The 23,831-nt window shown below is 67.1% G+C and carries 20 protein-coding genes and 3 pseudogenes; 11 read left to right on the forward strand and 12 right to left on the reverse strand.

From position 1 onward, the window contains the following. The 3 genes and pseudogenes from EET13_RS16795 to ctaC all read right to left on the reverse strand — a co-directional run. A pseudogene (locus EET13_RS16795) lies at window positions 1–452 on the reverse strand (MmpS family transport accessory protein); the annotation flags it as partial. A 183-nt stretch (window positions 453–635) separates the two neighbouring features. Further along, window positions 636–1,055 (reverse strand): cytochrome c oxidase subunit 4, encoded by a 420-nt coding sequence (locus EET13_RS16800; RefSeq protein WP_122443347.1) that lies wholly within the window; start codon window positions 1,053–1,055, stop codon window positions 636–638. A gap of 12 nt (window positions 1,056–1,067) precedes the next feature. Further along, window positions 1,068–2,174, reverse strand: coding sequence for an aa3-type cytochrome oxidase subunit II (gene ctaC / locus EET13_RS16805; protein WP_122443348.1), 1,107 nt, complete (start codon window positions 2,172–2,174; stop codon window positions 1,068–1,070). 224 nt (window positions 2,175–2,398) lie between these two features. Here ctaC and asnB point away from each other — a divergent pair, with 224 nt between their 5' ends. Further along, window positions 2,399–4,375 carry an asparagine synthase (glutamine-hydrolyzing) gene (asnB, locus tag EET13_RS16810; protein ID WP_122443349.1) on the forward strand — a complete coding sequence of 659 codons (1,977 nt, stop codon included), beginning with the start codon at window positions 2,399–2,401 and terminating at the stop codon, window positions 4,373–4,375. Between the two features lie 78 nt (window positions 4,376–4,453). Here asnB and EET13_RS16815 read toward each other — a convergent pair whose 3' ends face one another. Further along, a complete protein-coding gene (locus tag EET13_RS16815; RefSeq protein ID WP_122443350.1) occupies window positions 4,454–5,428 on the reverse strand; it encodes a carbohydrate kinase family protein in 975 nt (324 codons plus the stop codon). 180 nt (window positions 5,429–5,608) lie between these two features. Between EET13_RS16815 and EET13_RS16820 the strand changes: the two genes are divergently transcribed. Continuing rightward, entirely contained in the window at window positions 5,609–6,274 is a 666-nt protein-coding gene (locus EET13_RS16820) for an Rv0361 family membrane protein (protein WP_122443351.1), read from the forward strand. Between the two features lie 45 nt (window positions 6,275–6,319). Here EET13_RS16820 and EET13_RS16825 read toward each other — a convergent pair whose 3' ends face one another. Together EET13_RS16825 and EET13_RS16830 are read right to left on the reverse strand one after the other, a co-directional pair. Beyond that, window positions 6,320–6,676, reverse strand: coding sequence for an iron-sulfur cluster assembly accessory protein (locus tag EET13_RS16825; RefSeq protein WP_122443352.1), 357 nt, complete (start codon window positions 6,674–6,676; stop codon window positions 6,320–6,322). Window positions 6,677–6,760: 84 nt separating this feature from the next. Next, complete coding sequence (locus EET13_RS16830) at window positions 6,761–7,837, reverse strand: glycerate kinase family protein (RefSeq protein ID WP_122443364.1); 1,077 nt, start codon at window positions 7,835–7,837, stop codon at window positions 6,761–6,763. 162 nt (window positions 7,838–7,999) lie between these two features. Here EET13_RS16830 and EET13_RS16835 point away from each other — a divergent pair, with 162 nt between their 5' ends. The 4 genes from EET13_RS16835 to EET13_RS16850 are packed head-to-tail and all read left to right on the forward strand — an operon-like array spanning window position 8,000 to window position 10,865. Further along, entirely contained in the window at window positions 8,000–8,704 is a 705-nt protein-coding gene (locus EET13_RS16835; RefSeq protein ID WP_122443353.1) for a DUF3043 domain-containing protein, read from the forward strand. Between the two features lie 24 nt (window positions 8,705–8,728). Beyond that, a complete protein-coding gene (locus EET13_RS16840) occupies window positions 8,729–9,061 on the forward strand; it encodes a hypothetical protein (protein WP_122443354.1) in 333 nt (110 codons plus the stop codon). Beyond that, entirely contained in the window at window positions 9,058–10,122 is a 1,065-nt protein-coding gene (cobT, locus tag EET13_RS16845; RefSeq protein WP_122443355.1) for a nicotinate-nucleotide--dimethylbenzimidazole phosphoribosyltransferase, read from the forward strand. Before EET13_RS16840 ends, cobT begins: the two co-directional genes overlap by 4 nt. 2 nt (window positions 10,123–10,124) lie before the next feature. Then, window positions 10,125–10,865, forward strand: coding sequence for an adenosylcobinamide-GDP ribazoletransferase (locus tag EET13_RS16850; RefSeq protein ID WP_122443356.1), 741 nt, complete (start codon window positions 10,125–10,127; stop codon window positions 10,863–10,865). A 130-nt stretch (window positions 10,866–10,995) separates the two neighbouring features. Here the strand turns inward: EET13_RS16850 and EET13_RS16855 are convergent. Next, a pseudogene (locus tag EET13_RS16855) lies at window positions 10,996–11,954 on the reverse strand (transposase). A 172-nt stretch (window positions 11,955–12,126) separates the two neighbouring features. Between EET13_RS16855 and EET13_RS16860 the strand changes: the two are divergent. Then, a complete protein-coding gene (locus EET13_RS16860) occupies window positions 12,127–13,527 on the forward strand; it encodes an MFS transporter (RefSeq protein ID WP_244603958.1) in 1,401 nt (466 codons plus the stop codon). Here EET13_RS16860 and EET13_RS16865 read toward each other — a convergent pair. Beyond that, window positions 13,524–14,630: a branched-chain amino acid aminotransferase gene (locus EET13_RS16865; RefSeq protein WP_122443357.1), complete on the reverse strand. Its 1,107-nt coding sequence runs from the start codon at window positions 14,628–14,630 to the stop codon at window positions 13,524–13,526. The two genes, EET13_RS16860 and EET13_RS16865, sit on opposite strands and share 4 nt — an antisense overlap. A gap of 50 nt (window positions 14,631–14,680) precedes the next feature. Beyond that, complete coding sequence (gene gcvT / locus EET13_RS16870; RefSeq protein WP_122443358.1) at window positions 14,681–15,778, reverse strand: glycine cleavage system aminomethyltransferase GcvT; 1,098 nt, start codon at window positions 15,776–15,778, stop codon at window positions 14,681–14,683. A gap of 45 nt (window positions 15,779–15,823) precedes the next feature. On the opposite strand from gcvT, the gene EET13_RS16875 reads away from it, so the two are divergent. Together EET13_RS16875 and EET13_RS16880 are read left to right on the forward strand one after the other, a co-directional pair. Continuing rightward, window positions 15,824–16,915: an adenylate/guanylate cyclase domain-containing protein gene (locus tag EET13_RS16875; protein WP_122443359.1), complete on the forward strand. Its 1,092-nt coding sequence runs from the start codon at window positions 15,824–15,826 to the stop codon at window positions 16,913–16,915. 28 nt (window positions 16,916–16,943) lie between these two features. Next, window positions 16,944–18,491, forward strand: coding sequence for a leucyl aminopeptidase (locus EET13_RS16880; RefSeq protein ID WP_122443360.1), 1,548 nt, complete (start codon window positions 16,944–16,946; stop codon window positions 18,489–18,491). Window positions 18,492–18,499: 8 nt separating this feature from the next. Here EET13_RS16880 and EET13_RS16885 read toward each other — a convergent pair whose 3' ends face one another. Together EET13_RS16885 and EET13_RS16890 are read right to left on the reverse strand one after the other, a co-directional pair. Continuing rightward, the gene (locus tag EET13_RS16885) at window positions 18,500–20,098 is read right to left on the reverse strand and encodes a phytoene desaturase family protein (protein WP_122443361.1); all 1,599 of its coding nucleotides are present in this window, start codon (window positions 20,096–20,098) and stop codon (window positions 18,500–18,502) included. Between the two features lie 2 nt (window positions 20,099–20,100). Continuing rightward, window positions 20,101–20,556 carry an SRPBCC family protein gene (locus EET13_RS16890; RefSeq protein ID WP_122443365.1) on the reverse strand — a complete coding sequence of 152 codons (456 nt, stop codon included), beginning with the start codon at window positions 20,554–20,556 and terminating at the stop codon, window positions 20,101–20,103. 228 nt (window positions 20,557–20,784) lie between these two features. Here EET13_RS16890 and EET13_RS16895 point away from each other — a divergent pair, with 228 nt between their 5' ends. Then, entirely contained in the window at window positions 20,785–21,150 is a 366-nt protein-coding gene (locus EET13_RS16895) for an aminopeptidase (protein WP_122443362.1), read from the forward strand. Here the strand turns inward: EET13_RS16895 and EET13_RS16900 are convergent. Beyond that, window positions 21,143–22,924, reverse strand: coding sequence for an SDR family oxidoreductase (locus tag EET13_RS16900; RefSeq protein WP_122443363.1), 1,782 nt, complete (start codon window positions 22,922–22,924; stop codon window positions 21,143–21,145). The genes EET13_RS16895 and EET13_RS16900 overlap by 8 nt on opposite strands. A gap of 252 nt (window positions 22,925–23,176) precedes the next feature. Between EET13_RS16900 and EET13_RS16905 the strand changes: the two are divergent. Next, window positions 23,177–23,809: pseudogene (locus tag EET13_RS16905) on the forward strand (biotin/lipoyl-containing protein); the annotation flags it as partial. Window positions 23,810–23,831: the final 22 nt, after the last annotated feature.

Raw genomic sequence — 23,831 nt, forward strand, 5'->3', positions numbered from 1 at the left:
GACGTCGTGGCGGGGTTGGCCAGTCGTTGGGATCCGGTGCGGGTGACGAGCAGCGACACCGAAACCACCAGGGCGATCGCCGCCAGTATGGCTGCCACGCCGACCACCCATGGCCAGCGTGGAGCGTTCTGGTCGTCGTCGGCGTCCGGGGTGTCGTCGTAGTTGTCGTAGTCGTAAAGACTCAGATCGGCCGGTAGGTAAGGCCCGCTGATGAATTGCTCGGACTCCGGCGCCGAGTAGGCACGCGAGTAGGCTTCGGTTTCCCCCGTGGTCTCCGCCGCTGGGTATCCCGCCTCGATGTGGCCACTGTCGTCGAGCGGTTTCAGTTCCGAGCCCTGAGCACCTGCGTCTTGCTCATCACCGGTGTCGCTCAACGGCTCCAGTTCAGCGCTGGAATCGCCGGCGGAATCGGGTTCCTCAGGTTCCCATCCCGGCGGATTCGGCCCGCTCATGTTTGCCTACCCTGTCCAAACTGCCTCACCAAAGCGCGGGGCTCCGCGGCTGCAATAGTGCGCGTGCGCTCGGTGGATTCTCACTGTGTATCGCAAACCCTACCCAACTGGGCAGGGCACAGAAGCCGCGGCTAACTGGCCACCGATCAACTGATGCCCTGATTGTGACCTTTCCGGCTGTGATCAGTGCTTCTCGGGCCCGACGTAGTACTCGAAGACCAGTCCGGCCGCCGAGGCCAGAATGAACACCACGCCGGCAACGATGAGCCACGGCAGCCACAGCGCGACGCCGGTCGCGGCGACCGACCCGGACAACGCGACCAGAATCGGCCACCAGCTGTGCGGGCTGAAGAAACCCAATTCCCCTGCGCCGTCACTGATTTCGGCGCCCTCGTAGTCCTCGGGCCGGGTGTCCAGCCGGCGGGCCACGAAACGGAAGAAAGTGGCCACGATCATCGCCATGCCACCCGTCAGCGCCAGCGCAGTGGTACCGGCCCACTCAACCCCACCGGTGGCGAACATCGAAGTCAGCACACCGTAGAGCACCGCACACAGCAGAAAGAACGCGGCGACGAACTCGAAAAGCCTGGCTTCGATATGCATTCGAACAGTGTCCTAACCTTGGCTCGGGGCCAATTGACCGCGGCGGGCGTCGAACGGATGGGTTGTCACGGCCAGCGGTGGCTGGTTGATCGCCTGCAAGGCTTCTGCGTTGGTCTTACCGTCGATCCGCTGCTGCAAGTAAGCCTTGAAGTCGTTGGGGGCCACCACGCGAACTTCGAAGTTCATCATGGCGTGGTAGGTACCGCACATTTCGGCGCAGTGGCCGACGAATGCCCCGGTCTTGGTGATCTGCTCGATCTGGAAAATATTGACTGAATTATTTGCCGCCGGGTTAGGCAGCACGTCACGCTTGAACAAGAATTCCGGCACCCAGAAGGAATGGACCACGTCGGCCGAGTTCAATTGGAATTCAACGCGTTTGCCGGCCGGCAGGACCAGGACCGGAATTTCGTTGGTGGTGCCCAGTGTCTCGATCTTGTCGAAGTTGAGATAGCTGCGGTCCTCGGTGTTACGCCCGGCCACCGGACCGACCAGCTCTTCCCCGTGCGCATCCTTGCCTTCCGGCTTGGATTCAACGGCGTGCTTGCGAGCCTCGTCGGCACCGTCGTAGGTCAAGGTGTGGTCATGGAAGTCGACCCGCTGATAGCCGAACTTCCAGTTCCACTGGAAAGCCGTGACGTCGATCACGACTTCCGGGTCTTTGGTGGTGTGCAGCATCTTTTCCTGCACGACGACGGTGAAGTAGAACAGCACCGAAATGATGAGGAACGGCGTGATGGTCAGCACCAGCTCCAGGGGCATGTTGTAGCCGAACTGGCGAGGAAAGTCGGCGTCGCTTCGCTTCTTTCGGTGAAAGAACGCCGTCCAGAAGATCAGGCCCCACACGATGACCCCGACCACCAGCGATGCGATCACCGCACCGACCCACAACTCCCGGTTGACGTGGGCTTCGGGCGTAACGCCCTCGGGCCAGCCGAGACCCAGCGCTTCCGACCAGCTGCATCCGCTCAGGGTGACGGCGAGCATGCCAAGTACACCGGCCAGTGCCGCCACCCGAAGGCGCGAAGCTAGTGTGCGCGCTCGCCGTCGACCGCCGGAACGGATCTCAGAATTGCCCTGCGACAAGCATTGCGAACGACCTGGCTCGCGAAGTGTCACGTTGCGCCTCCTGTAGCACAAGCTGGGCCGACTCGGGCTAGGCGCCGCTTCCGGCGGGAATCGTCGGCCAACTCGGATTCGAATACTACGCAGCGTAGACCACGCCGCTCGCGCAGGCGACGATGCGGGCCAAAACAGACCGCCGTGCGAGTATCCCCGGCCGCGGCAGGGTATCTGCGGGCCGCACCTTCACGGCAGCGCCACGTGCGGCATACTGGGGCGCCGTGTGCGGACTGCTGGCCTTCGTCGCGGCCCCGACCGGCGTTGCCGAGACGCAGTGCCCCGACGCTGCTGCCCGCAGCGCCGCCCAGGCCGACAGCGCGATCGCCCGCGCCTCCCTCTCGATGCGCCACCGCGGCCCCGACGAACCGGGCACCTGGGTTGATCCGGATGCCGACGGGTCGGTGATTTTCGGGTTCAACCGGCTTTCCATCATCGATATCGCCCATTCCCATCAGCCGCTGCGGTGGGGGCCGCCGGAGGCTCCGGAGCGCTACGTGCTGGTGTTCAACGGCGAGATCTACAACTACCTGGAGTTGCGCGACGAACTCGGGGCGCGGCACGGCGCCGTATTCGCCACCGACGGCGACGGCGAGACGATCGTCGCCGGCTACCACCACTGGGGCACCGACGTGCTCAAGCGGCTACGCGGCATGTTCGCCTTCGCGCTGTGGGACACCGTCACCCGCGAATTGTTCTGCGCCCGCGACCCGTTCGGCATCAAGCCGTTGTTCCTGGCGACCGGTAGTGGCGGCACCGCAGTGGCCAGCGAGAAGAAGTGCCTGCTGGACCTGGTCGACTTGCTCGGATTCGACACCGACACCGATCGCCGGGCGCTGCAGCACTACGTCGTGCTGCAGTACGTGCCGGAGCCCGAGACGCTGCACCGCGGAGTGCGACGGCTCGAATCAGGGTGTTATGCCTGGATCCGGCCCGGGCGCAAGCCGGAGGTCACCCGTTACTTCATGCCGCGCTTTGCCGCCACCCCGATCACGCCCGACACCGAACAGGCGCGCTACGACGAGATCACGGCGGTGCTGGAAGACTCGGTGGCCAAGCACATGCGCGCCGACGTCACCGTCGGTTCGTTTCTGTCTGGGGGTATCGACTCCACGGCCATCGCCGCCCTGGCCATCCGCCATAACCCGCGGCTGATCACCTTCACCACCGGTTTCGAGCGGGAGGGTTTTTCCGAACTCGACGTGGCCGTGGCCTCCGCCGAGGCGATCGGCGCGCGCCACGTCGCCAAGGTGGTCAGCGCGCAAGAGTTTGTGGCCGCTCTACCGGAAATCGTCTGGTATCTCGACGAGCCGGTGGCCGACCCGGCGCTGGTACCGCTGTTCTTCGTCGCCCGGGAGGCCCGCAAGTACGTCAAAGTGGTGCTGTCCGGGGAAGGTGCCGACGAGCTGTTCGGCGGCTACACCATTTACCGCGAGCCGCTGTCGTTGAAACCGTTCGACTATCTGCCGCGGCGGCTGCGGCGGTCGATGGGAAAGGCCTCCAAGCCGCTACCGGAGGGCATGCGCGGCAAGAGCCTGCTGCACCGCGGTTCGCTGACGCTCGAGGAGCGCTACTACGGCAATGCCCGCAGCTTTTCCGACGCGCAGCTGCGCGACGTGCTTCCCGGCTTCCGTGCGGACTGGACCCATACCGACGTCACGGCGCCGGTATACGCGCAGTCGACCGGCTGGGACCCGGTGGCCCGCATGCAGCACATCGACCTGTTCACCTGGCTGCGCGGCGACATCCTGGTCAAGGCCGACAAGATGACCATGGCCAATTCGCTCGAGCTGCGGGTGCCGTTTTTGGACCCCGAGGTGTTCGCAGTGGCCTCCCGGCTACCGCTGCAGGCCAAGATCACCCGCACCACCACCAAATACGCGCTGCGCCGCGCGCTCGAGCCCATCGTCCCGGCACATGTGCTGCACCGGCCCAAGCTGGGGTTTCCGGTGCCGATCCGGCACTGGTTGCGCGCCGGCGAGCTACTGGAGTGGGCCTACCAGATGGTGGCCTCATCACAGGCCGGCCACCTGATCAACCTGGCAGCCGTCACCCGGATGCTCGACGAGCACCGCACCGGCGCCAGCGATCACAGCCGCCGGCTGTGGACCGTGCTGATCTTCATGCTGTGGCACGCGATCTTCATCGATCGCAGCGTGGTGCCGCAGATCGGCGAGCACCAGTACCCAGTCCAGTTATGACGGCCAGCAGACGCAAAAGCCCCCGAAAACCGGGGTTTTCGGGGGCTTTTGCGTCTGGTCGTGCGTCTAGTCGCGGGGCTAAGCCAGCACCGCGGCGATCTCGTCGGCCGCCTCGTCGCCGTAGGCGCCGGCCAACCGGACCGCCGCAGCCTGGTGGTCCCACTGCCACTCCTGGGTTCCAGTCGATTCCAGCACCAGCACCGCCACCAGCGAACCCAGTTGCGCGGACCGCTCCAAGGTCAACCCGGCGCTTCGACCCATCAAGAAACCAGCGCGAAAAGCGTCGCCGACCCCGGTCGGGTCGGTCTGACTGGTTTCGGGGACCACGCCCACGTGGATGGTGGTGCCGTCCCGGTCCACCAGATCGACGCCCTTGGGGCCCAGCGTGGTCACCCGCAGATCGATCTGGGCCATCACCTCGGCCTCCGACCATCCGGTCTTGGACAACAGCAGGTCCCACTCGTAGTCGTTGGTGAACAGGTAGGTGGCGCCGCCGATAAGCTGACGGATTTCCTCACCGGACAGCCGCGCCAGCTGCTGGGAGGGGTCGGCCGCGAAGGCCAGCCCCAGCCGGCGGCATTCCTCGGTGTGCAAGAACATCGCCTCGGGATCGTTGGCGCCGATGATGACCAGCTCCGGCGTACCGATCGCAGACACCACGTCGGCGAGCTTGATGGTGCGCGCCTCGGACATGGCGCCCGGATAGAACGACGCGATCTGGGCCATGTCCACATCGGTGGTACATGTGAACCGTGCCGTGTGCGCAGTCTCGGAGATCAGGACGTGATCACAGTTGACACCGTGGGCTTTGAGCCAGTCGCGGTAATCGGAAAAATCGGCGCCTGCCGCTCCGACCAGCGCTACGTCGCCACCCAGCACGCCGATGGCGAAGGCCATATTTCCGGCCACACCGCCGCGGTGCACCACCAGGTCGTCGACCAAGAAGCTGAGCGACACCTTGTGCAAGTGTTCGGGCAGCAGCTGCTCGGAAAATCGGCCTGGAAACCGCATCAGATGGTCGGTTGCAATCGAACCGGTTACCGCAATCGTCACAAAATCTCCGTCCTGAATCCGTAAGGTCGTCTAGCCTCTCACAATTATCGGCGCTGCGGCCCGTCCCGTCGCGTCGACAGCAGACGGCAGGTGTTGCGCTAGCCTGCCCTAAGGAATCACCTCAATGCCGGAATCCGCTGCCGGGCGGCAAGCCCCGTCCACCACCGTAGGAGAACCACGATGGCCGGTCAGCACCCGCCGAACCCTGCCGTCGGCACCGAAGGACCTCGAGGGGTGCGCCCATACCCGCAGGCCGGGTCCGAGCAGCCTATTGACTACCCTCACGAAGCCGCCGACCGGGAACCCGCCTTCCCCCCCGGCTATCCCGGCATGCCGCCGGCGCCGGGCTCTTATCTCAAGCGACGGCCCCGGCGGCTGCTGATCGGCGCCCTGTTGGCCCTCGCGCTGGTCGGCGCGCTGACCGCGGCCATCGTCTACGGGGTTCGCACCAACGGGGCCAACACCGGAGGCGCGTTCACGGAAGCATCGGCGAAAACCGCGATTCAGGGTTACCTCAACGCACTGCAGCGCCGCGATGTCGACATCATCGTGCGCAACGCGCTGTGCGGGATCTACGACGGAGTCAAGGACAGGCGCTCGGATCAGGCTCTGGCCAAGTTGAGCAGTGACGCGTTCCGCAAACAGTTCTCCCAGGCCGACGTGACGTCGATCGACAAAATCGTGTACTGGTCGCAATACCAGGCTCAGGCGCTGTTCACCATGCAGGTGACGCCGGCTACCGGCGGCCCGCCGAAGGGCCAGGTGCAGGGCATCGCCCAGCTACTCTTCCAGCGCGGGCAGGTACTCGTGTGCTCGTACGTGCTGCGCACGGCCGGGCAGTATTAACCGGGCCGGGACGCTCCCCGACCCGGCAGACCCGTTTCGGTCAGGTCAGTTGAAGGAATCCCCACACGCGCAGGACCCGGTCGCGTTGGGATTGTCGATCGTAAAGCCCTGCTTCTCGATGGTGTCTACGAAATCGATCGACGCGCCTTCCACGTACGGCGCGCTCATCCGGTCGACCGTCAACGTCACCCCGCCGAACTCCGCGGTCAGGTCACCGTCCAACGTCCGGTCGTCGAAGAACAGGTTGTAACGCAGCCCGGCACACCCGCCCGGCTGTACCGCGATCCGCAGCGACAAATCATCGCGTCCCTCCTGCTCGAGCAGAGACTTCGCCTTGGCGGCAGCGGCCTCGGTCAGGATCACGCCATGGGTCTTGGCGCTGGGCTCGTTCTGCACCGTCATTGCTTCTCCTACATGCCTCATCGGTTAGTGAGCTGGCCGGCTGTCGTGTCAGCCCGGGTCCGCTTCGGGAAAAACCCACTGTTACTAACGGTACCCCGGAGGCCGGGGATTCCCGAGTCGCGCGGCGACTTCGGACGCCAAGCCCATCAGCTGATTGGCCGCATCGGCCAGTGCCAACCGTACTGAGCCCGCATAGTCGGCGATGGATAGGGCAGACATGATGCCTGACGACCGGATCGTGGACTTGTCCAGGACTACTTGTCCGGCCAGCACTATCACCGGGATGCCCAGCGGGCGAGCCGCAGCGGCGATCTCGCCGACGACCTTGCCGTGTAGTGACTGCTCGTCCAATTTGCCCTCACCGGTGACGATCAGCTGCGCTTCGGCGAGGTCGTCGGCCAAGTGGGTGTGTTCGGCGATGATTGCGGCACCGGATTCGCAACGGCCGCCGAGCGCGAGCAAACCAGCCCCGATACCGCCGGCGGCGCCGGCGCCGGGCTCGGCGCTCACCGCGCGCCCGGCGACCGCGTTCAGTTCCACCGACCACGCCTCGAGACGGGCCTCCAATGCGGCGACAGTGGCGGCGTCCGCGCCCTTCTGCGGCGCAAACACCCTGGCCGCCCCCCACGGCCCCACCAGTGGGTATTCCACGTCGGAGGCGGCGATCAACTCGATCCCGGCGAGCCGTCGGCGGGCGGCCTGCAAACCGCCCAGTTCGGTGATCATGCCGTACCCGCCGTCCGTGCACGCGCTGCCGCCCAGCCCGACGACAATGCGCCGCGCCCCGGCCGCGACCGCCGCGGCGATGAGCTGGCCCACTCCCCTGCTGTGTGCGGCCAGCGCCGTCTCCGTGGTTGGCGGGCCGCAGAGCAGGGACAGACCACAGGCCTGGGCGCACTCCAGGTAAGCCGTTGCCGAGGCCTGATCGAACATCCATGCGGCTTCCACGGACGCGTCCAGCGGCCCGGACACCCGTAGCTGGCGCGACTCCCCGAAGCGGCTTTGCAGCACCTCGATAAAACCGGGCCCGCCGTCGGACTGTGGAGCCACGATGAAGGTGTCATTCGGCCGCGAACGGGTCCAGCCGGTGGCGATCACCGCGGCCGCGTCTACCGCGGACAGGCTGTCGCCGTAGCAGTCCGGGGCCACCAGCACCCGCATCGCGGGCAGCTGAATCCGGCCGGGCCCGAGGGCATCGGCAGCACCATCCGAGGCAGACGAGCCGTCCATCACAAGCAAGACTAGGGCTAACACGCTTGCTGGCGCTGGGTAACAACAACACAATTCGCCGGAGCCGGCCGCGCGCACAGTAACCTGTCGACTGTGAAGCTGCTCGGCCGCAAGAAAGCCCACGAAGAAGGCGCCGAAGTTTCGGCCAAGCCTGAGGACAGCCCAGGGGCCGAGACGGGTTCCCCGGCCGGGTCCGCAACTTCTCGCGGGTCGCGGGCAACCGGCCCCAAAGGCCGGCCGACGCCCAAGCGCAGCGAGGCCCGGCGCAGTGCCAAGAAAGGCCCCGTCGTACCGGCGCCGATGACGGCCGCCGAGGCGCGGGCGCGGCGCAAGTCCCTGTCCCGCCCGAAACTGAGCCGCGTAGAACGCCGGGCCGAACGCACCGCGAGCCGGGCGCGGATGACCGAACGCCGCGAACGAATGATGGCCGGTGACGAGGCCTACCTGCTGCCGCGCGACCAGGGCCCGATACGGCGCTACGCCCGCGATGTGGTCGATGCCCGGCGGTTTAGCCTGCTGGGCCTGTTCATGCCGTCGGCGCTGGGTTTGCTGTTCGTGATGTTCACCGTCCCCCAGCTACAGCTCTACATGTCTCCGGCGATGCTCGTGCTGATGGCCCTGATGACCATCGACGGGATCCTGCTGGCTCGCAAAGTAAGCAGGCAGGTCGACGCGAAGTTCCCGAAAAACACCGAAAGCCGTTGGAAACTCGGACTTTACGCTGCGGGCAGGGCCTCGCAAATGCGCCGGATGCGGGCGCCGCGCCCCCAAGTGGAACGCGGCGCCAGCGTCGGTTAACCCCGGAAAGCTGGCTGACCACTCATGCGCACACCGGCACTCGACCCGATCAGCTCGGGCAAGCCCCGCTGGGCGGAGCGGACCATTGCGGACTTCCGGGCACCCGGCCCCGCACCGGCGCCAGCGTGGGCGCATCCGTCGCACCGGTCGACCGTCGAGACCGACGACGTCGTCACCCGGTTGACTCCGGCGCTGGTCGACGACGCCGGCACCTGGCTGACCAGCGCCCTGGACCGGCATCGGGTTGCAACCGGGCGCGTGGCCGACGAGCCGGGCGGCCTCGACCAGCGCACGGCGGGGGCCTGCCACCGGGTGGTGGCCGGACTAGCCGTACCGATCAAGCCGGCGCGCGCATGATCGGCTTCGCACCGATAACGCCGCCCGACCCGGCTGCCGAGGCCGCCGCGCGAGCCCGACAGGACGCCCTGACCAAACCGCGGGGGGCATTGGGCCGACTTGAAGATCTGTCGGTGTGGGCCGCGTCCTGCCAGGGGCACTGTCCGCCGCGGCAGTTCCACCGCGCCCGGGTGGTCGTTTTCGCCGGCGACCACGGCGTTGCCCGGGCGGGTGTATCGGCGTACCCACCGAAAGTCACCGCCCAGATGGTCGCCAATATCGACGCCGGCGGCGCGGCGATCAATGCGTTGGCCGACGTAACCGGGGCAACGGTGCGGGTCGTGGACGTGGCGGTGGATTGCGACGCGATGTCGGAACGAATCGGCGCGTACAAGGTGCGCCGCGGCAGCGGCGATATCAGCACCGAAGACGCATTGACCGCCGACGAGACCGCCCGCGCCGTCGCATCCGGCCAGCAGATCGCCGACGAGGAGGTCGACGCCGGCGCTGATCTGCTCATCGCCGGCGACATGGGAATCGGGAACACCACCGCGGCCGCGGTTCTGGTGGCGGCGCTGACCGACGCTGAACCGGTCGCGGTGGTCGGATTCGGAACCGGTATCGACGACGCCGGCTGGGCCCGCAAGACGGCCGCGGTTCGTGACGCGCTGTTTCGGGCGCGGCAGGTGCTGCCCGACCCGGCCGTGCTGCTGCGCTGCTGCGGCGGCGCGGATCTGGCGGCGATGGCGGGATTCTGCGCGCAGGCCGCGGTGCGGCGGACCCCGCTGTTGCTTGACGGCATGGCGGTGACGGCCGCTGCTCTGGTCGCCGAGCGGCTGGCGCCCGGCGCCCGGCAGTGGTGGCAGGCCGGTCACCGCTCCACCGAACCGGGCCACCAGCTGGCCCTGGCGGCGCTGCAGCTGGATCCGATCCTGGACCTGCGCATGCGGTTGGGCGAGGGCACCGGGGCCGCGCTTGCGCTGTCGGTGTTGCGCGCAGCGGTGGCCGCGCTGGCGTCGACGGCCACCTTCTCCGAGGCCGGCGTGTCCGGGCCCCGCTTTCCCCACGACGACCCAACCTGACTGTGATCCGTTCTGTAGCAACGGCTTTCGCGTTCAGCACGGTGATGCGCATGCCCGGCACCGGGGCCGCCCCGATGGGCCGGGGCGCGATGACGGCGCTGCCGCTGGTCGGCGCGGCGCTGGGCGGCTTGGCCGCAGCCGTCACCTGGGCCGGCGCAGTGGTGTTCGGTGCATCCAGCCCGTTGTCCGGATTGCTCGCGGTGGCGGTGCTGCTGGCCGCGACCCGCGGGCTGCATATCGACGGCGTTGCCGATACGGCCGACGGCCTGGGCTGCTACGGCCCACCGCGGCGCGCACTGACCGTGATGCGCGACGGTTCTTCGGGGCCGTTCGGGGTGGCCGCCGTAGTCCTGGTCATCACGCTGCAGGGGCTAGCCTTTGCGAGGCTGGGCGCAGCCGGCGTCATCGTGGCGGTCTTCGCCGGCCGGATCACCGCGGTGCTGGCCTGTCGCAGGTCGATACCGGCCGCCGAGGGCAGCACCCTGGGTGCGCAGGTCGCCGGCAGCCAGCCTGCGGCCGTGGTCGCGGCCTGGCTGGCGGTGTTGCTGGCGGCTGCGCTGCCGGCCGGTCCGCGGCCCTGGCAGGGCCCGGTTGCGGTAGTGGTTGCGGTGTTGTGCGGGGCCGCCCTGGTCGCCCACTGCGTGCGCCGGTTCGGCGGTCTCACCGGTGACCTGATCGGCGCGGCCATTGAACTCACGACGACGGTCAGCGCACTGATGCTGAGTGCCCTGGCGCGCTTCTAGGAGTCTGCTGAATTAGTGGTTTTTTAGGGGCGGGGCGGTCTCAAGAGCTGATCGGCGCGTGTGTGAAGTCAGACCCGAAGGTCGACAGATTCGAGATCGCCCCGCCGGCATTGAGCCTGTGCATGCGGTGTTAGGCGATGGTCCAGGTTGTGCCAGTGTGGGTTATGCCCATCGTGGCGAGGCGTCGTAGGTTCAGCGCGGCGGCGCGGTGGTGCAGCCAGTGATCGTTTTCGGCGGCGCCGCGGCAGCGGAGTTGGCGGTTGCCTCGAGTCAGCCAGGCGATGGTTCGTTCGACCATCGGGCGGTACCGCCGATATTCGTTGAGCCACCTAGGTTTTCGTGACCGTTGGCGGGCGGCGCGTTGGAGTGCGTCTCAGGGTCCGATTTTGAGACCTCGGCCGCCGGTTCGGGTGGTGCACTATGCACGTAGTGCGCAGTCCCGGCACGCGGTCCCGAACAGGGCGTTGCCCTCCCGGGCCGCGGCATCATCCCAGGTGATCGCCGGTTTACCCGGATCGTCATAGTCATGGGCGCTGCAGTGGGCGGCGATCACCTCGCCCGCGCCAGGAACTTCGCGGCGGACTCGCCGGATCGCCCCGATAAGTTGGGTCACGGTGTCCTGGGTAGCCACCGCGTCGTCAAGGATCGTCGAGTCCAACGCCCGCCGCGTACGCCCCGACAGGGCGCCAGTCGCGGTGACGACCGCTTTGACCGCCTCGAATATCCGGTTGGCCGCTCAGAGCCAGCCAACCGCCGCCGCCAGTAAGTCAACGTCGTCGAGTGAAACGCACCCACGGTGAGTGGCAGACCGCAGGCCGCTTTCCAGCGCAGATCGAAAGTCACCGCGTCCACGGTCTCGTTGTCGGACAGACCGTGCAGGGCCTGCAAGGTGATCACGCTGGCCATAACCTCAGCAGGCACGCTCGGCCGACCACGGCGCGAGGGAAACAGATCGGCGAACATCTCCTCGGGAAACAACTCCGCCCGATGCGCCGCCAAAAACGCAAACACGCTGTCGGACTTCAGAAGATGCCCCGCTACCGACTCGGCATCCAATAACTCACGCTGATCATCAGACCGACCCTGCACTCACCAACTGTCCCCAAAATCCCAGCACAACCCCCCACCACGCGGCATTAGTTCAGCAGACTCCTAGGCCGGCGCGACACCGTCGTTCCCCCGATCGGGGGACACCGTGTCCCCTGATTGTGGCCGATCGGTGGATTGTCTTCGCCGCTTAGCAGCCCTAACCTCTTCAGACATGCCGTCATCACCGACGACCAGGCCGGTCACCGCCGCCTCGCCGCGGACCAGCCCGTTCGGGCGGCTGGTGACCCAGGGCACTTTCTACACCACCGGGATGCAGCTCAGCAACAGCGCCGTGGTGCTGCCCTTCATCTGCGCTCATCAGGGCATCACCTGGGCGGCCGGGTTGCTGTTTCCGGCGTACAGCATTGGCTTGATCATGGGCAACTCGGCGTCGCCGGCGATTCTGCAGCGAGCCGGCCGGATGCGGCACATCCTGCTGGCGGCGACCGCGACGACCGTGGCAGCGCTGCTCATCTGGGACGCGGTAATCCCCTGGACCGGCGTTTATGCCGCGGCGGTGTTCTTGCTCTCGACAGCCGCTGCCGGAGTGGTCATCGCGGTGGCCACCGTCGCCTATACCGACATGGTCTCCGGCAAGCTACCCGCAAAACGTCGGGCCGAATTGTTTCTGACTCAGGGCGCCGCGGGATCGACGCTGGCCACGGCCGTCATGCTGGTGATCGTGCCCATGCTGGCCAGCGGTGACCAAATAGCCCACTACCGCGATTTGCTGTGGCTGGGCGCTTTGGCACTGGTTGCCTCAGCTGTCGCCGCGCTGCTGGTGGGCCCCATGCGGTCGGCTTCCACCGCAACCCGTCCGCCGCTTCGGGAGATCTACCGACAGGGTTTCGCCGTCGCTCAGACTCAGCCGTGGTTTCGCCAGTACGCGATGACCTATCTGCTGTTCGCTCCGATCTGCCTGGGAACCACCTTCTACAGCCTGCGCGCCGCAAAGAAGATGGGCAGTTTGCACGTGCTGGTGGTTTTGTCCAGCGTCGGCCTGGTCATCGGTTCGGTGTTCTGGCGCAAGGTCCACCGCCGGTTCGGAGTGCGCGGCATGCTGCTGGGCAGCGCACTGTGCAGCACCACCGCCGCGCTGGTGTGCATCGCAGCGGAATTGTCCGGCCAGTGGTATCACCTGTGGGCGTACGGCACGGTTTTCCTGCTGGCGACGCTGGCCGCTCAACCGGTGGCTGCCGCATCGGTATCCTGGATCAGCGTGTTCGCCGCCGAGCAGCACCGCGCGACGCTGATCGGCTTCGGGGCGACGCTGCTGGCGATGATGTTCACCTTGCTGGGCGGTGTTCTCGGCATGATCGCCCAAAAGCACGCCACCGTCTGGCCGGTCGTCGTTGTGCTGGCGCTGTCGCTGGTTGCCGCTTTCGCGGCCGTCCGGGCACCCGGGCCAATGGACGACCGGGCACACGATCGATCATCGCGATCACAGACCGGCGTACCAAGGCTGGTCTTGCTCGGCGATTGCGACGGCTCCGCCCGCCGCCGGCAGACCCGACGGGCCTCGACCAGCTGGCAACCCGAGCCGGTTCGGCCGGCCGCCGCCGCAGCCGGCTAACCCAACCGCGACATCCACCCGTGGGTGTCGGCGAAGGTGCCCCGTTGAATCCCGGTCAACGTGTCGCGCAATGCCATGGTCAGCTCGCCAGGCTGGCCGTCGGCGATGGTGAACTCGACGTCGCCGTATTTCACCCGCGAGACCGGGGTGATCACGGCCGCGGTTCCGCAAGCGAACACCTCGGTGATCTCGCCGACGGCGGCCTTCTTCTGCCACTCGGCGATGTCGATCTTGCGCTCCTCGACGGTAACGCCGGCATCAATTGCCAAGTGCAGCAATGAGTCCCGCGTGATGCCGGGCAGCAGCGAGCCGGACAGCTCCGGGGTGACCAGCCTGGCCGATCCGCCGCTGCCGAACACGAAGAAGATGTTCATCCCGCCCATTTCTTCGACATAGCGGCGTTCGACGGCGTCCAGCCACACCACCTGGTCGCATCCGTTGTCGACGGCTTCGGCCTGGGCCAGCAGCGAGGCGGCGTAGTTGCCGCCGCACTTGGCCGCTCCGGTGCCACCGGGACTGGCTCGAACATACTCCGTTGACACCCAGACACTGACGGGATTGACACCGCCCTTGAAGTACGCGCCTGCCGGTGAACCGATCAGCAGGTAGCGGTATTCCTTGGCCGGCCGCACACCCAGGCCGGGCTCGGTGGCGATGATGAACGGCCTCAGATACAACGCTTCTTCGCCGCCGGCCTGCGGCACCCAGGCGTTGTCGACGGCGATGAGCTGACACAGTGATTCGATGAACAGCTCGTCGGGTAACTCGGGAATCGCCAGCCGCCGGGCCGAGGACCGCAGTCTCGCGGCGTTGGCCTCGGCCCGAAACGACACGATCGAGCCGTCCGTCCAGCGGTAGGCCTTGAGGCCTTCGAACACCTCTTGCGCGTAGTGCAGCACGATTGCCGACGGGTCCAGCTCGATCGGGCCGTAGCCGATGACCCGCGCATTGTGCCAGCCGGTACCCCCGGTGTAGTCGATCGAGACCATGTGGTCGGTGTGATACTTGCCGAAACCAGGGTCCTGCAGGATCGCTACACGCTGGGCATCGCTTGCCGGATTCGCCGCGCGCGTAATCGTGAACTGTAGGGACCCGCTGGTCATGGCGCCGATTCTATCGGTGCCCGAAGGGGTTCCTGACACGCGAGTGGGTGCTAACGCGTTTTCGCCTCGACGAATGGCGGGCGTACCACGGCGCAGTCGACCGCGCGACCGCGAAGCTCGACGGTGACCTGCCCACCGTCGACCACTTCTGCATCGCTATCGATCAGCGCCAGCGCGATGCCAGCCTGCAATGTCGGTGAAAACGTTCCCGAGGTGGTGACCCCGACCGCCCGATCCCCGGCCAGCACCGTCAAGCCCGGGCGCAACACGCCGCGGCCGACCATCCGCAGGCCCCACAACAGCCGCCGCGGCCCCGCTGCCTTCTCCGCCAGCAGCGCGTCACGGCCGAAGAACGCATCCTTTTTCCAGCCGATGGCCCAGCCGCAGCGGGCTTGCAACGGCGAAATGTCGAGCGAAAGTTCGTGCCCGTGCAGCGGATAACCCATCTCGGTGCGCAGCGTGTCGCGAGCACCCAGACCGGCGGGCTGGCCGCCGGCGTCGGTGACCGCTGCCGCAAGCGCGTCGAAAACCACACCGGCAGAGTCCCAAGGTGGAAGCAGTTCGTAGCCGTGCTCACCGGTGTAGCCGGTGCGGCATACCCGCACCGGAACTTCTGAATACGCCGAATCGGCGTAGCCCATGTAATCCATGTCGGTCGGCAGACCCAGTGCGGTGAGCACGTCGGTGGAGCGCGGGCCCTGCACCGCCAACACGGCATAGCAGCGATGCAGATCGGTGATCGCCAGGTCGCCCGGGGCGACGTCCCGCAATGCGCAGACCACCGCGGCGGTGTTGGCGGCGTTGGGTACCAGGAAGATCTCGTCGTCGTCGACGTAGTAGGCGATCAGGTCGTCGATGACGCCACCGGATTCGTTGCAGCACAACGTGTATTGCGCCTTGCCGGGGCCGATGCGATGCAAGTCGTTGGTCAGCGCGGAGTTGACGAATTCCGCCGCGCCCGGTCCCCGCACCAGCGCCTTGCCGAGGTGGCTGACGTCGAACAGGCCGACGGCGGTGCGGGTGGCATGGTGCTCGCCGACGGTCCCGGCATACGACACCGGCATCAGCCAGCCACCGAATTCGGCGAAACTGGCGCCCAGCGCTCGGTGGCGGTCTTCCAAAGGTCCATGCAGCAGCTCATCGGTCACGACGACACACCCTAATGGTCGTCGGCGGCTGGCACACTTGGGTAGGTGTCCGACTCCCTCGACTTCGAAGCGCTGGAAGCTGCCGGAATCGCCGATCCACGCGGGCGGGCCGACCTAATCAAGTACCTGTCCGGACTCGGCTTCTCCGTCGAGGAGATGGTTGAAGCCGAGCGCCGTGGCCGGCTATTCGGCCTAGCGGGCGATGTCCTGCAATGGTCAGGAACCCCCGTCCATACCGTGCAGTCCGCGGCCGTCGAACTCGGGTTGTCGGCCGAGGAGGTCGCACACGCGTGGGCGTTGCTCGGCCTCACCGTCGCGGGTCCCGACATTCCCGCACTGAGCCAGGCCGATGTCGACGCGCTGGCGACCTGGGCGGCGCTGAAAGTCATGGTGGGCCCTGACGGCGCGTACGGGCTGCTGCGCGTTCTCGGCGCCGCGATGGCGCGGCTCGCCGAAGCCGAGTCGACGATCATCCGCACCGGGATGCCGGATATCCAGATGACCCACACCCATGACGAGCTTGCGACGGCGCAGGCGTACCGGGCGATCGCCGAGTTCGTGCCCCGCATCGGGACTTTGATCGACGTCGTCCACCGCCACCATCTGACCAGCGCCCGTACCTATTTCGAAGGTGTTGTTCAGGACACGTCGGCGAGCGCAGTCTGCGGGATCGGCTTTGCGGATCTGTCCAGCTTCACCTCGTTGACCCAGCTGCTCACACCCGCGCAACTGCAGGACCTGCTCACCGAGTTCGGCGCCACCGTCGCCGACGTGGTGCATGCCGACGGCGGGCGGCTGGTCAAGTTCATCGGCGACGCGGTCATGTGGGTGAGCCCGACACCCGAGCGGTTGGTGCAGGCAGCGGTTGATCTGGTCGAACATCCGCGGGCGCGCGAGGCCGAACTGCAGGTGCGCGCAGGCCTGGCCTACGGCACCGTCTTGGCCATCAACGGCGACTACTTCGGCAACCCGGTCAACCTGGCCGCCCGACTGGTGGCCGTCGCGTCGCCGAGACAGATCCTGGCCGCAAGCGAGCTCCATAACAGATTGCCGGATTGGCCCGCGACCGCTCACGGCCCCTTGACACTGAAGGGATTTGACGCGCCGGTGACCGCCTTCGAGCTGCATGCCCGCTGACCGGCCGGGTCCCGTAGGGTAATTGCGCGTGACCACCGAACCGGGTTACCACAGCCCCACTGTCCACGTTGCCACCGCACTGCCGAAGCGCGGCGCGGATTCTGCGGTACTGATCATTCCCGTCGTCTCGACCGGTGACGACGAGACGCCGGGGGCGCTCGTGGCCGCCGCCGAGCCGTTCCTGAGCACCGGCGCGGTCGCCGACATCGAAGCCGGCCTGCGGGCTCTGCAGGCCACCGGCGCCGCCGAACAGGTGCACCGGCTGGTCGTGCCGTCGCTGCCGGTGGGCAGCGTGTTGACGGTCGGGCTGGGCAAGCCGCGCTCGGAGTGGCCGGCGGACACGATTCGCCGCGCCGCCGGGGTGGCCGCACGGTCACTGGGCAGCGCGCCGGCGGTGATCACCACGCTGGCCGCGTTGCCCGGCGACGGCGTCTGCTCGGCCACCGTCGAGGGGCTGATCCTGGGCAGCTACCGGTTCACTGCTTTCCGCAGCGCCAAGACCGCACCGAAAGACGAAGGGCTGCGCAAGATCACGGTGCTGAGCACGGCCAAGGACGCCAAGCAGCACAGCGCCCACGCCGCGGCGGTGGCGACCGCGGTCGCCACCGCCCGCGACTTGGTGAACACGCCGCCGAGCCACCTCTACCCAGCCGAATTAGCTAGGCGTGCAAAGACTTTGGGCGAGGCAGCCGGACTCGAAGTCGAGGTGCTCGATGAGAAGGCCCTGCAGAAGGCCGGCTACGGCGGTGTGATCGGTGTCGGGCAGGGTTCGTCGCGCCCACCGCGACTGGTACGGCTGAGCCATCGGGGCTCGCGGTTGGCCAAGGGTCCGAAGCGGGCCAAGAAGGTCGCGTTGGTCGGCAAGGGAATCACCTTCGACACCGGCGGGATCTCGATCAAGCCGGCCGCCTCGATGCACCACATGACCTCGGACATGGGTGGGGCCGCTGCGGTGATCGCCACCGTCGCGCTGGCCGCACACCTCAAGCTGCCGATCGACGTGATCGCCACGGTGCCCATCGCCGAGAACATGCCGTCAGCGACGGCGCAGCGCCCCGGTGACGTGCTGACCCAATACGGCGGAACCACGGTCGAGGTGCTTAACACCGACGCCGAGGGCCGGCTGATCCTGGCCGACGCGATAGTTCGGGCGTGCGAGGACAACCCGGACTATCTGATCGAGACGTCGACGTTGACGGGTGCGCAGACGGTGGCGCTGGGCGCGCGTATCCCCGGCGTGATGGGCAGCGACGCGTTTCGCGATCGCGTCGCCGCGATCTCGCAGCAGGTCGGCGAAAACGGCTGGCCCATGCCGCTGCCGGACGAGCTCAAAGAGGACCTCAAATCCTCGGTGGCCGACTTGGCCAACGTCAGTGGTCAGCGTTTCGCCGGCATGCTGGTGGCCGGGGTGTTCCTGCGGGAATTCGTCGCCGACTCGGTGGACTGGGCGCATATCGACGTGGCCGCCCCCGCCTACAACACCGGCAGCCCGTGGGGCTACACGCCCAAGGGTGCCTCCGGCGTGCCGACCCGGACCATGATCGCGGTGCTCGAGGACATCTGCGACAAGGGCTGAACCCCGAGCTACTTGGTCAGCAGCGAGATCACTGTTCGAGTCAGTTTGCGCCGCGGCCAGCCGGCCAGCCCGTCGGCTGCCAGCGCGGCCCGTGCCGCGTTGCGTCCGCAGGCGCCGTGCACCGAGCCGCCGGGAGTAGCCGACGCACTACCCAAATACAGTCCCTCGATTGGGGTTTCGGCCCGGCCCAGTCCCGGAGCGGGACGAAACACCAACATCTGCTGCAGCTGAGCGGTGCCGCCGTTGAGCGCACCGAGATGCAGGTTGGCGTCACTGGCTTCCAGATCCGACGGACGTTGCACGAACCGGTCCAGCACCCGGGCTGCGAATCCCGGAGCGTGCGCTTCGATGACCTGGTCGATCGATGTGGCAAGTTGCTCTGCCGCCGCGTCGTCAGCCACGTTGCGCGGCAGATGCGAATAGGCCCAGACACTTTCGGTGCCGGCAGGAGATCTGGTCGGGTCGGCCGTGGTGGTTTGGCCCAGCAGCATGAAGGGATGCTCGGGCACCACGCGGGTGTTCAGGTCGGCCATCCAGCGCACCAGCCCGTCCCCGTCGGCCCCGAGATGGATGGTGCCCGGCTGCCGCAGGCTTTCCGCCCGCCACGGGATGGGGCCGTTGAGCGCATAGTTGACCTTGACCACCGGCGGATCCCACACGTAGTGGTCGAGCTCGCGCCGCAAACCGTCCGGGACCGCCTCGGCGGGCAACATGTCGCAGAACAGTCGCGGCGCCGTCACATCGGCGATTACCGATCGTCGCGCCCGAACCGTTCGACCGCCGCTCGTGGTCACCGACATCGCGCGGCCGCCGCGGACATTGATGCGAGCGACGTTCTGATTGCACTCAATTCGCGCGCCCGCCGACGAAGCGCGGTTCACCAGAGCTGCGGTCAACTGGCCGGAACCGCCGACCGGCACCGGCCAGCCACAGTCCTGACCGAGCATCGTCATCAGAAATCCGAACGCGCCGCTGCCCGGCGCATCCAGCGGTGCGTCGGCGTGCATTGCGTTGCCCAGCAACAACACTCGCGGCGCCTCTCCGGTAAACATCCGATCCACCATGGTGTTGGCGGGCTGCACCAGCAGATGCGCGAGCCGAACGGCATCGGCGGCACCGAGCTCGACCAGCAGCCGGATCATCGGAAGTACCGGCGGAAACGGCGACAACATCGCGTCCAGCAGCGAAGACTTGATCTTTTCCCACAGTCTCACCACGCGCCACCAGTTTTCGCCGTCGCCGCGGTGGCGGCGCTCGAACTCCGCTGCGGTGTGGGCCGGGTCGCGGTAGAGGACCGGCGGATCCTCATCGGTTGGGCTGCGCGGATGACCGACCACCGCGGGCGCATGTGACCACTGCAATCCGTGGTCTTCCAGCTGCAGCGCGGCGATTGCAGGCGACGCAGCCGTCATGGGATAGAAGGAACTGAACAGGTCGGTGATATAGCCAGGTGTGAGTTCGGCGCTGCGCACCGCGCCGCCCGGTTCGGGCTGGGCCTCTAGCACCAACACGTCCCACCCGGCATCGGCCAGCATCGACGCGGCAACCAGCCCGTGGTGTCCGGCGCCAATAACAACGGCGTCAACGGCGTCGCAAGCCTGGGCCATAACTAGGTGACCTGACTGGGCTCGAAGCGCTCCGCCATGGCCGCCAGCCGCAACAGGCATTCGCGGTTGCGCGGATAAATGGCCGCCAACGCCAACCGATCCGGGATCGCCCGCAGCGGTCCCTGCGCCGGCAACTCGATCATCTCCACCTGGCACCCGGTTGGGATGTCCTGCAGCCTCATGCTGATCCGGGCCGCACCCAACCAGCCCAGACCGGCGTGCAAGACGAGTTCCCGGCCGGGCGCGCAATTCTCGACCACCGTCTGATCGTCGATCACCAACGGCCAGACCCCTATCGAGTGCCGGATCGCCGAGCCCGGCTGCGGCCAGTGCGGGTCGACCGCGCGAGTGCGGCTGTTGCCCACGACCCACTGACTGTAGGTCCATCCGTTGGCCAGCACGCTCCAGACGTCCTGGCCAGACGCCGCCACGTCGCGGGCAGCGATCAGTTCTCGCATCACGATTGAGTGGTCCTTTCACGCCGGGGGTAATCCCAGCGAATACCCGCCGCGCCGCGAACTAATGCGCGGTACCGCGCAGGTCCGCGAGCAAACGCCGAAGGTTTAACGGCACGACGCAACGGCTAACCACTTTGCCGACCGGAAGCGACCGGAAGCGACCGGAAGCGACCGGAAGCGACCGGAAGCGACCGGAAGCGACCAGGAAACTTCGAGGAAGGCCGAATTGTGACTCTGCGACGGTTGATCATTGCGGTAGGTGCCGTGCTGTTGCTGGCCGGTGTCATCGGCCTGCTGGTGCCGGTGTCGGTGTCCAACAGCAACGGTGGTTCGATTTCGTGCGGAAACGGATTCGCCACCGACCTGTCCGCGGCGCGAAACGCCAACAACAGCAACGGTGCCAACATCCCGATCCTCAACCAGGTCATCCCGCACACCGACTTCGTGGCGCAATGTGAATCGGCGGTGTCGAGCCGGCGCATGTGGACCATCCCGCTGGTGCTCATCGGGATCGTCGGGATAGGCGGCGCGCTGCTCGTGCGAGGGACCCAGGCTTCCGAGACCGCCGAGACCAGCCTGGGAGACGTCAGATAACCCGCATGCGTGCGGTACTGCGCAGCGCCTGCGGTAGCACCCGCGAAATGCCGTACAGCGCATAGGCTTCCGGTGCCACCGGCCGGATGGGTTTGTTCTTCTTGACCGCCGATACGATCGCGTGAGCAACCTTGTCCGGCCCGTAGTGGCGTAGCGCAAACATCTTGCCGAGTTGCCCGCGCCGGTCTTCGGCCTGCTCGGCATTGCCGTCGGCCGTATCGAAGCGGGTGGCCGCGATGATGTTGGTGTCGATGACGCCGGGACAGATCGTCGTGAGGCCGACGCCGGCGGCGTCGAGTTCGGCCCGCAAGCAGTCGGAGAACATGAACGTCGCCGCCTTGGAGGTGCAGTACGCGCTCAGTGACTGCAGCGGCGCGTAGGCGGCCATCGACGACACGTTGACAATGTGACCGCCGGTGCCGCGCTCGACCAGACGACGGCCAAAGGAACGGCAGCCATTGACCACACCACCGAGATTGACCGCGACCACCCGGTCGAACTGCTCGGCAGGGGTGTCCAGGAAGCCGCCCGCCTGGCCGATGCCGGCGTTGTTGACGACGATGTCGGGAACGCCGTGTTCGGCGCTGACCTGCTCGGCGAACGCCTCGACCGCCTCGGCGTCGGACACGTCGAGCACGTACGGGTGGGCGAGGCCGCCGCGTGCGGCGATTTCTGCGGCCGTGTCTTTGACCGTGGCCTCGTCGATGTCGCTGATCACCACCTCGGCACCCTCACGGGCGAACGCGAGTGCGGTTTCGCGGCCGATCCCGCTGCCCGCCCCGGTCACCGACACCAGAATGTCACCGAAGTGCTTGCGCGGCCGGCCGACCTGCGCCCGCAGCAGCGCGCGGCTGGGCCGCTTGCCTTCGACAAAGTCGGCGATGTCATGCACCGCAGTCGCCATCACCTGCGGGTGCGACATCGGGGAAAAGTGGCCGGCTTTGATGTCTCGTCGCCACAGTCGCGGCACCCAGCGTGCGGTCTCGTCGTAGCCGTAAGGCCGCACATACGGGTCCTGGGTGTTGACGATGAGTTGCACGGGCACGCCGATGACGGTGATGCCGCGACTGCGGCGCTGCCGGGAGAACGACCGAAAGTAGTTGGCGGGGTACGTCTTCACCGAGCGAGCGGCGTCGCTGGGCAGGTTGTCGGAGTGGTGGATCTGCTCGGCAGGGATGTTGTCGACCATGTTGCGCCGAACCGCCGCGAGCGAAAGCGCCATCCGCACAAACAGCGGCGCCAGGACCGGCACCGAGAACAATGCCATGTAACCGAACCGCACCGCCTGGGTGAGCGACCGCAGAAACCGTCGCGGCCGCCACGGCCGCCGCAGCCCGCCCAACAGGTAGTTGACCAGCTGATCCTGGCTCGGGCCGGACACCGAGGTGAACGAGGCGACGCGGTCGCTGGCGCCGGGGCGGGTCAGATACTCCCAGATGCCCGCCGAGCCCCAGTCGTGTCCCAGGACGTGGACCGGCCGGCCCGGGCTCAGCTCGTCGATGACGGCGGCGAAGTCGTCGGCGAAACACGCCATGGTGTAGGCCGAAACGGGTTTCGGCGCCGACGACAGGCCGACCCCGCGATTGTCGTAGCGGATGATCCGGAAACGCCGCGCCAGCCGTGGAACCACGCCGTCCCACAACACATGCGAATCGGGAAAGCCGTGCACCATCACCACCACGGGACCGGTTGGGTTGCCTTCTTCGTAGACCGCGACGCGTACGCCGTCGGCGCTGTCGACGAACCGCTGGGGTGCCTGTTGTGCTGCCGGCATCGGACCTCCGCCTCACCTGCGACGTGCTGCGAGTTGCAGCGCCTACCAGTGGCCACACCGTAGCAAGGGCGCCGCCCGGTTTCCGACGTCGCCGCTGCCGCGGGAAGGCGCTGCGCCCTGAATGCGTGCCGGCCGCGTGGCAGTGACAGGATAGGTTTCGACATCTACTTGGGTTCCGCACCCGGTGCACGACTGTGTGGTAAGCCAGAGGTCGGCTACGCCGACCGACGACCGATCGAGGAGTCAACAGAGATGGCCTTCTCAGTCCAGATGCCGGCACTCGGTGAGAGCGTCACCGAAGGAACCGTCACCCGCTGGCTCAAGCAGGAAGGCGACACGGTCGAGATCGACGAGCCCCTCGTCGAGGTGTCAACAGACAAGGTCGACACCGAGATCCCGTCGCCGGCGGCCGGCGTGCTGACCAGGATCATCGCCCAGGAGGACGACACGGTCGAGGTCGGCGGCGAATTGGCGACCATCGGCGATGCGTCGGAAAGCGGCGGCTACCAGAAGCCGTCTCAGCCGGCGCCGGAGGCTAAGCCAGCACCTCAGGGCAAGTCCGAACCGGAGCCCGAACCGGAGCCTCAAGCGAAATCCCAACCGGCCGAGCCGGCGACATCCGGCGGCGACACCACTCCGGTGCTGATGCCCGAACTCGGCGAATCGGTCACCGAGGGCACCGTGACCCGCTGGCTGAAGAAGGTCGGGGATTCGGTCGGAGTCGACGACCCACTGGTGGAGGTCTCCACCGACAAAGTCGACACCGAGATCCCGTCTCCGGTCGCCGGCGTTCTGGTCAGCATCACCGCCGACGAGGACGACGTCGTTCAGGTGGGCGGTGAGTTGGCGCGGATCGGCACCGGCCCCCAAGCCGGCACACCGCCCACCTGAACGACGTCGTCCTCGT

Origin of the sequence: Mycobacterium attenuatum (assembly GCF_900566085.1) — a bacterium.
GTDB lineage: Bacteria > Actinomycetota > Actinomycetes > Mycobacteriales > Mycobacteriaceae > Mycobacterium > Mycobacterium attenuatum.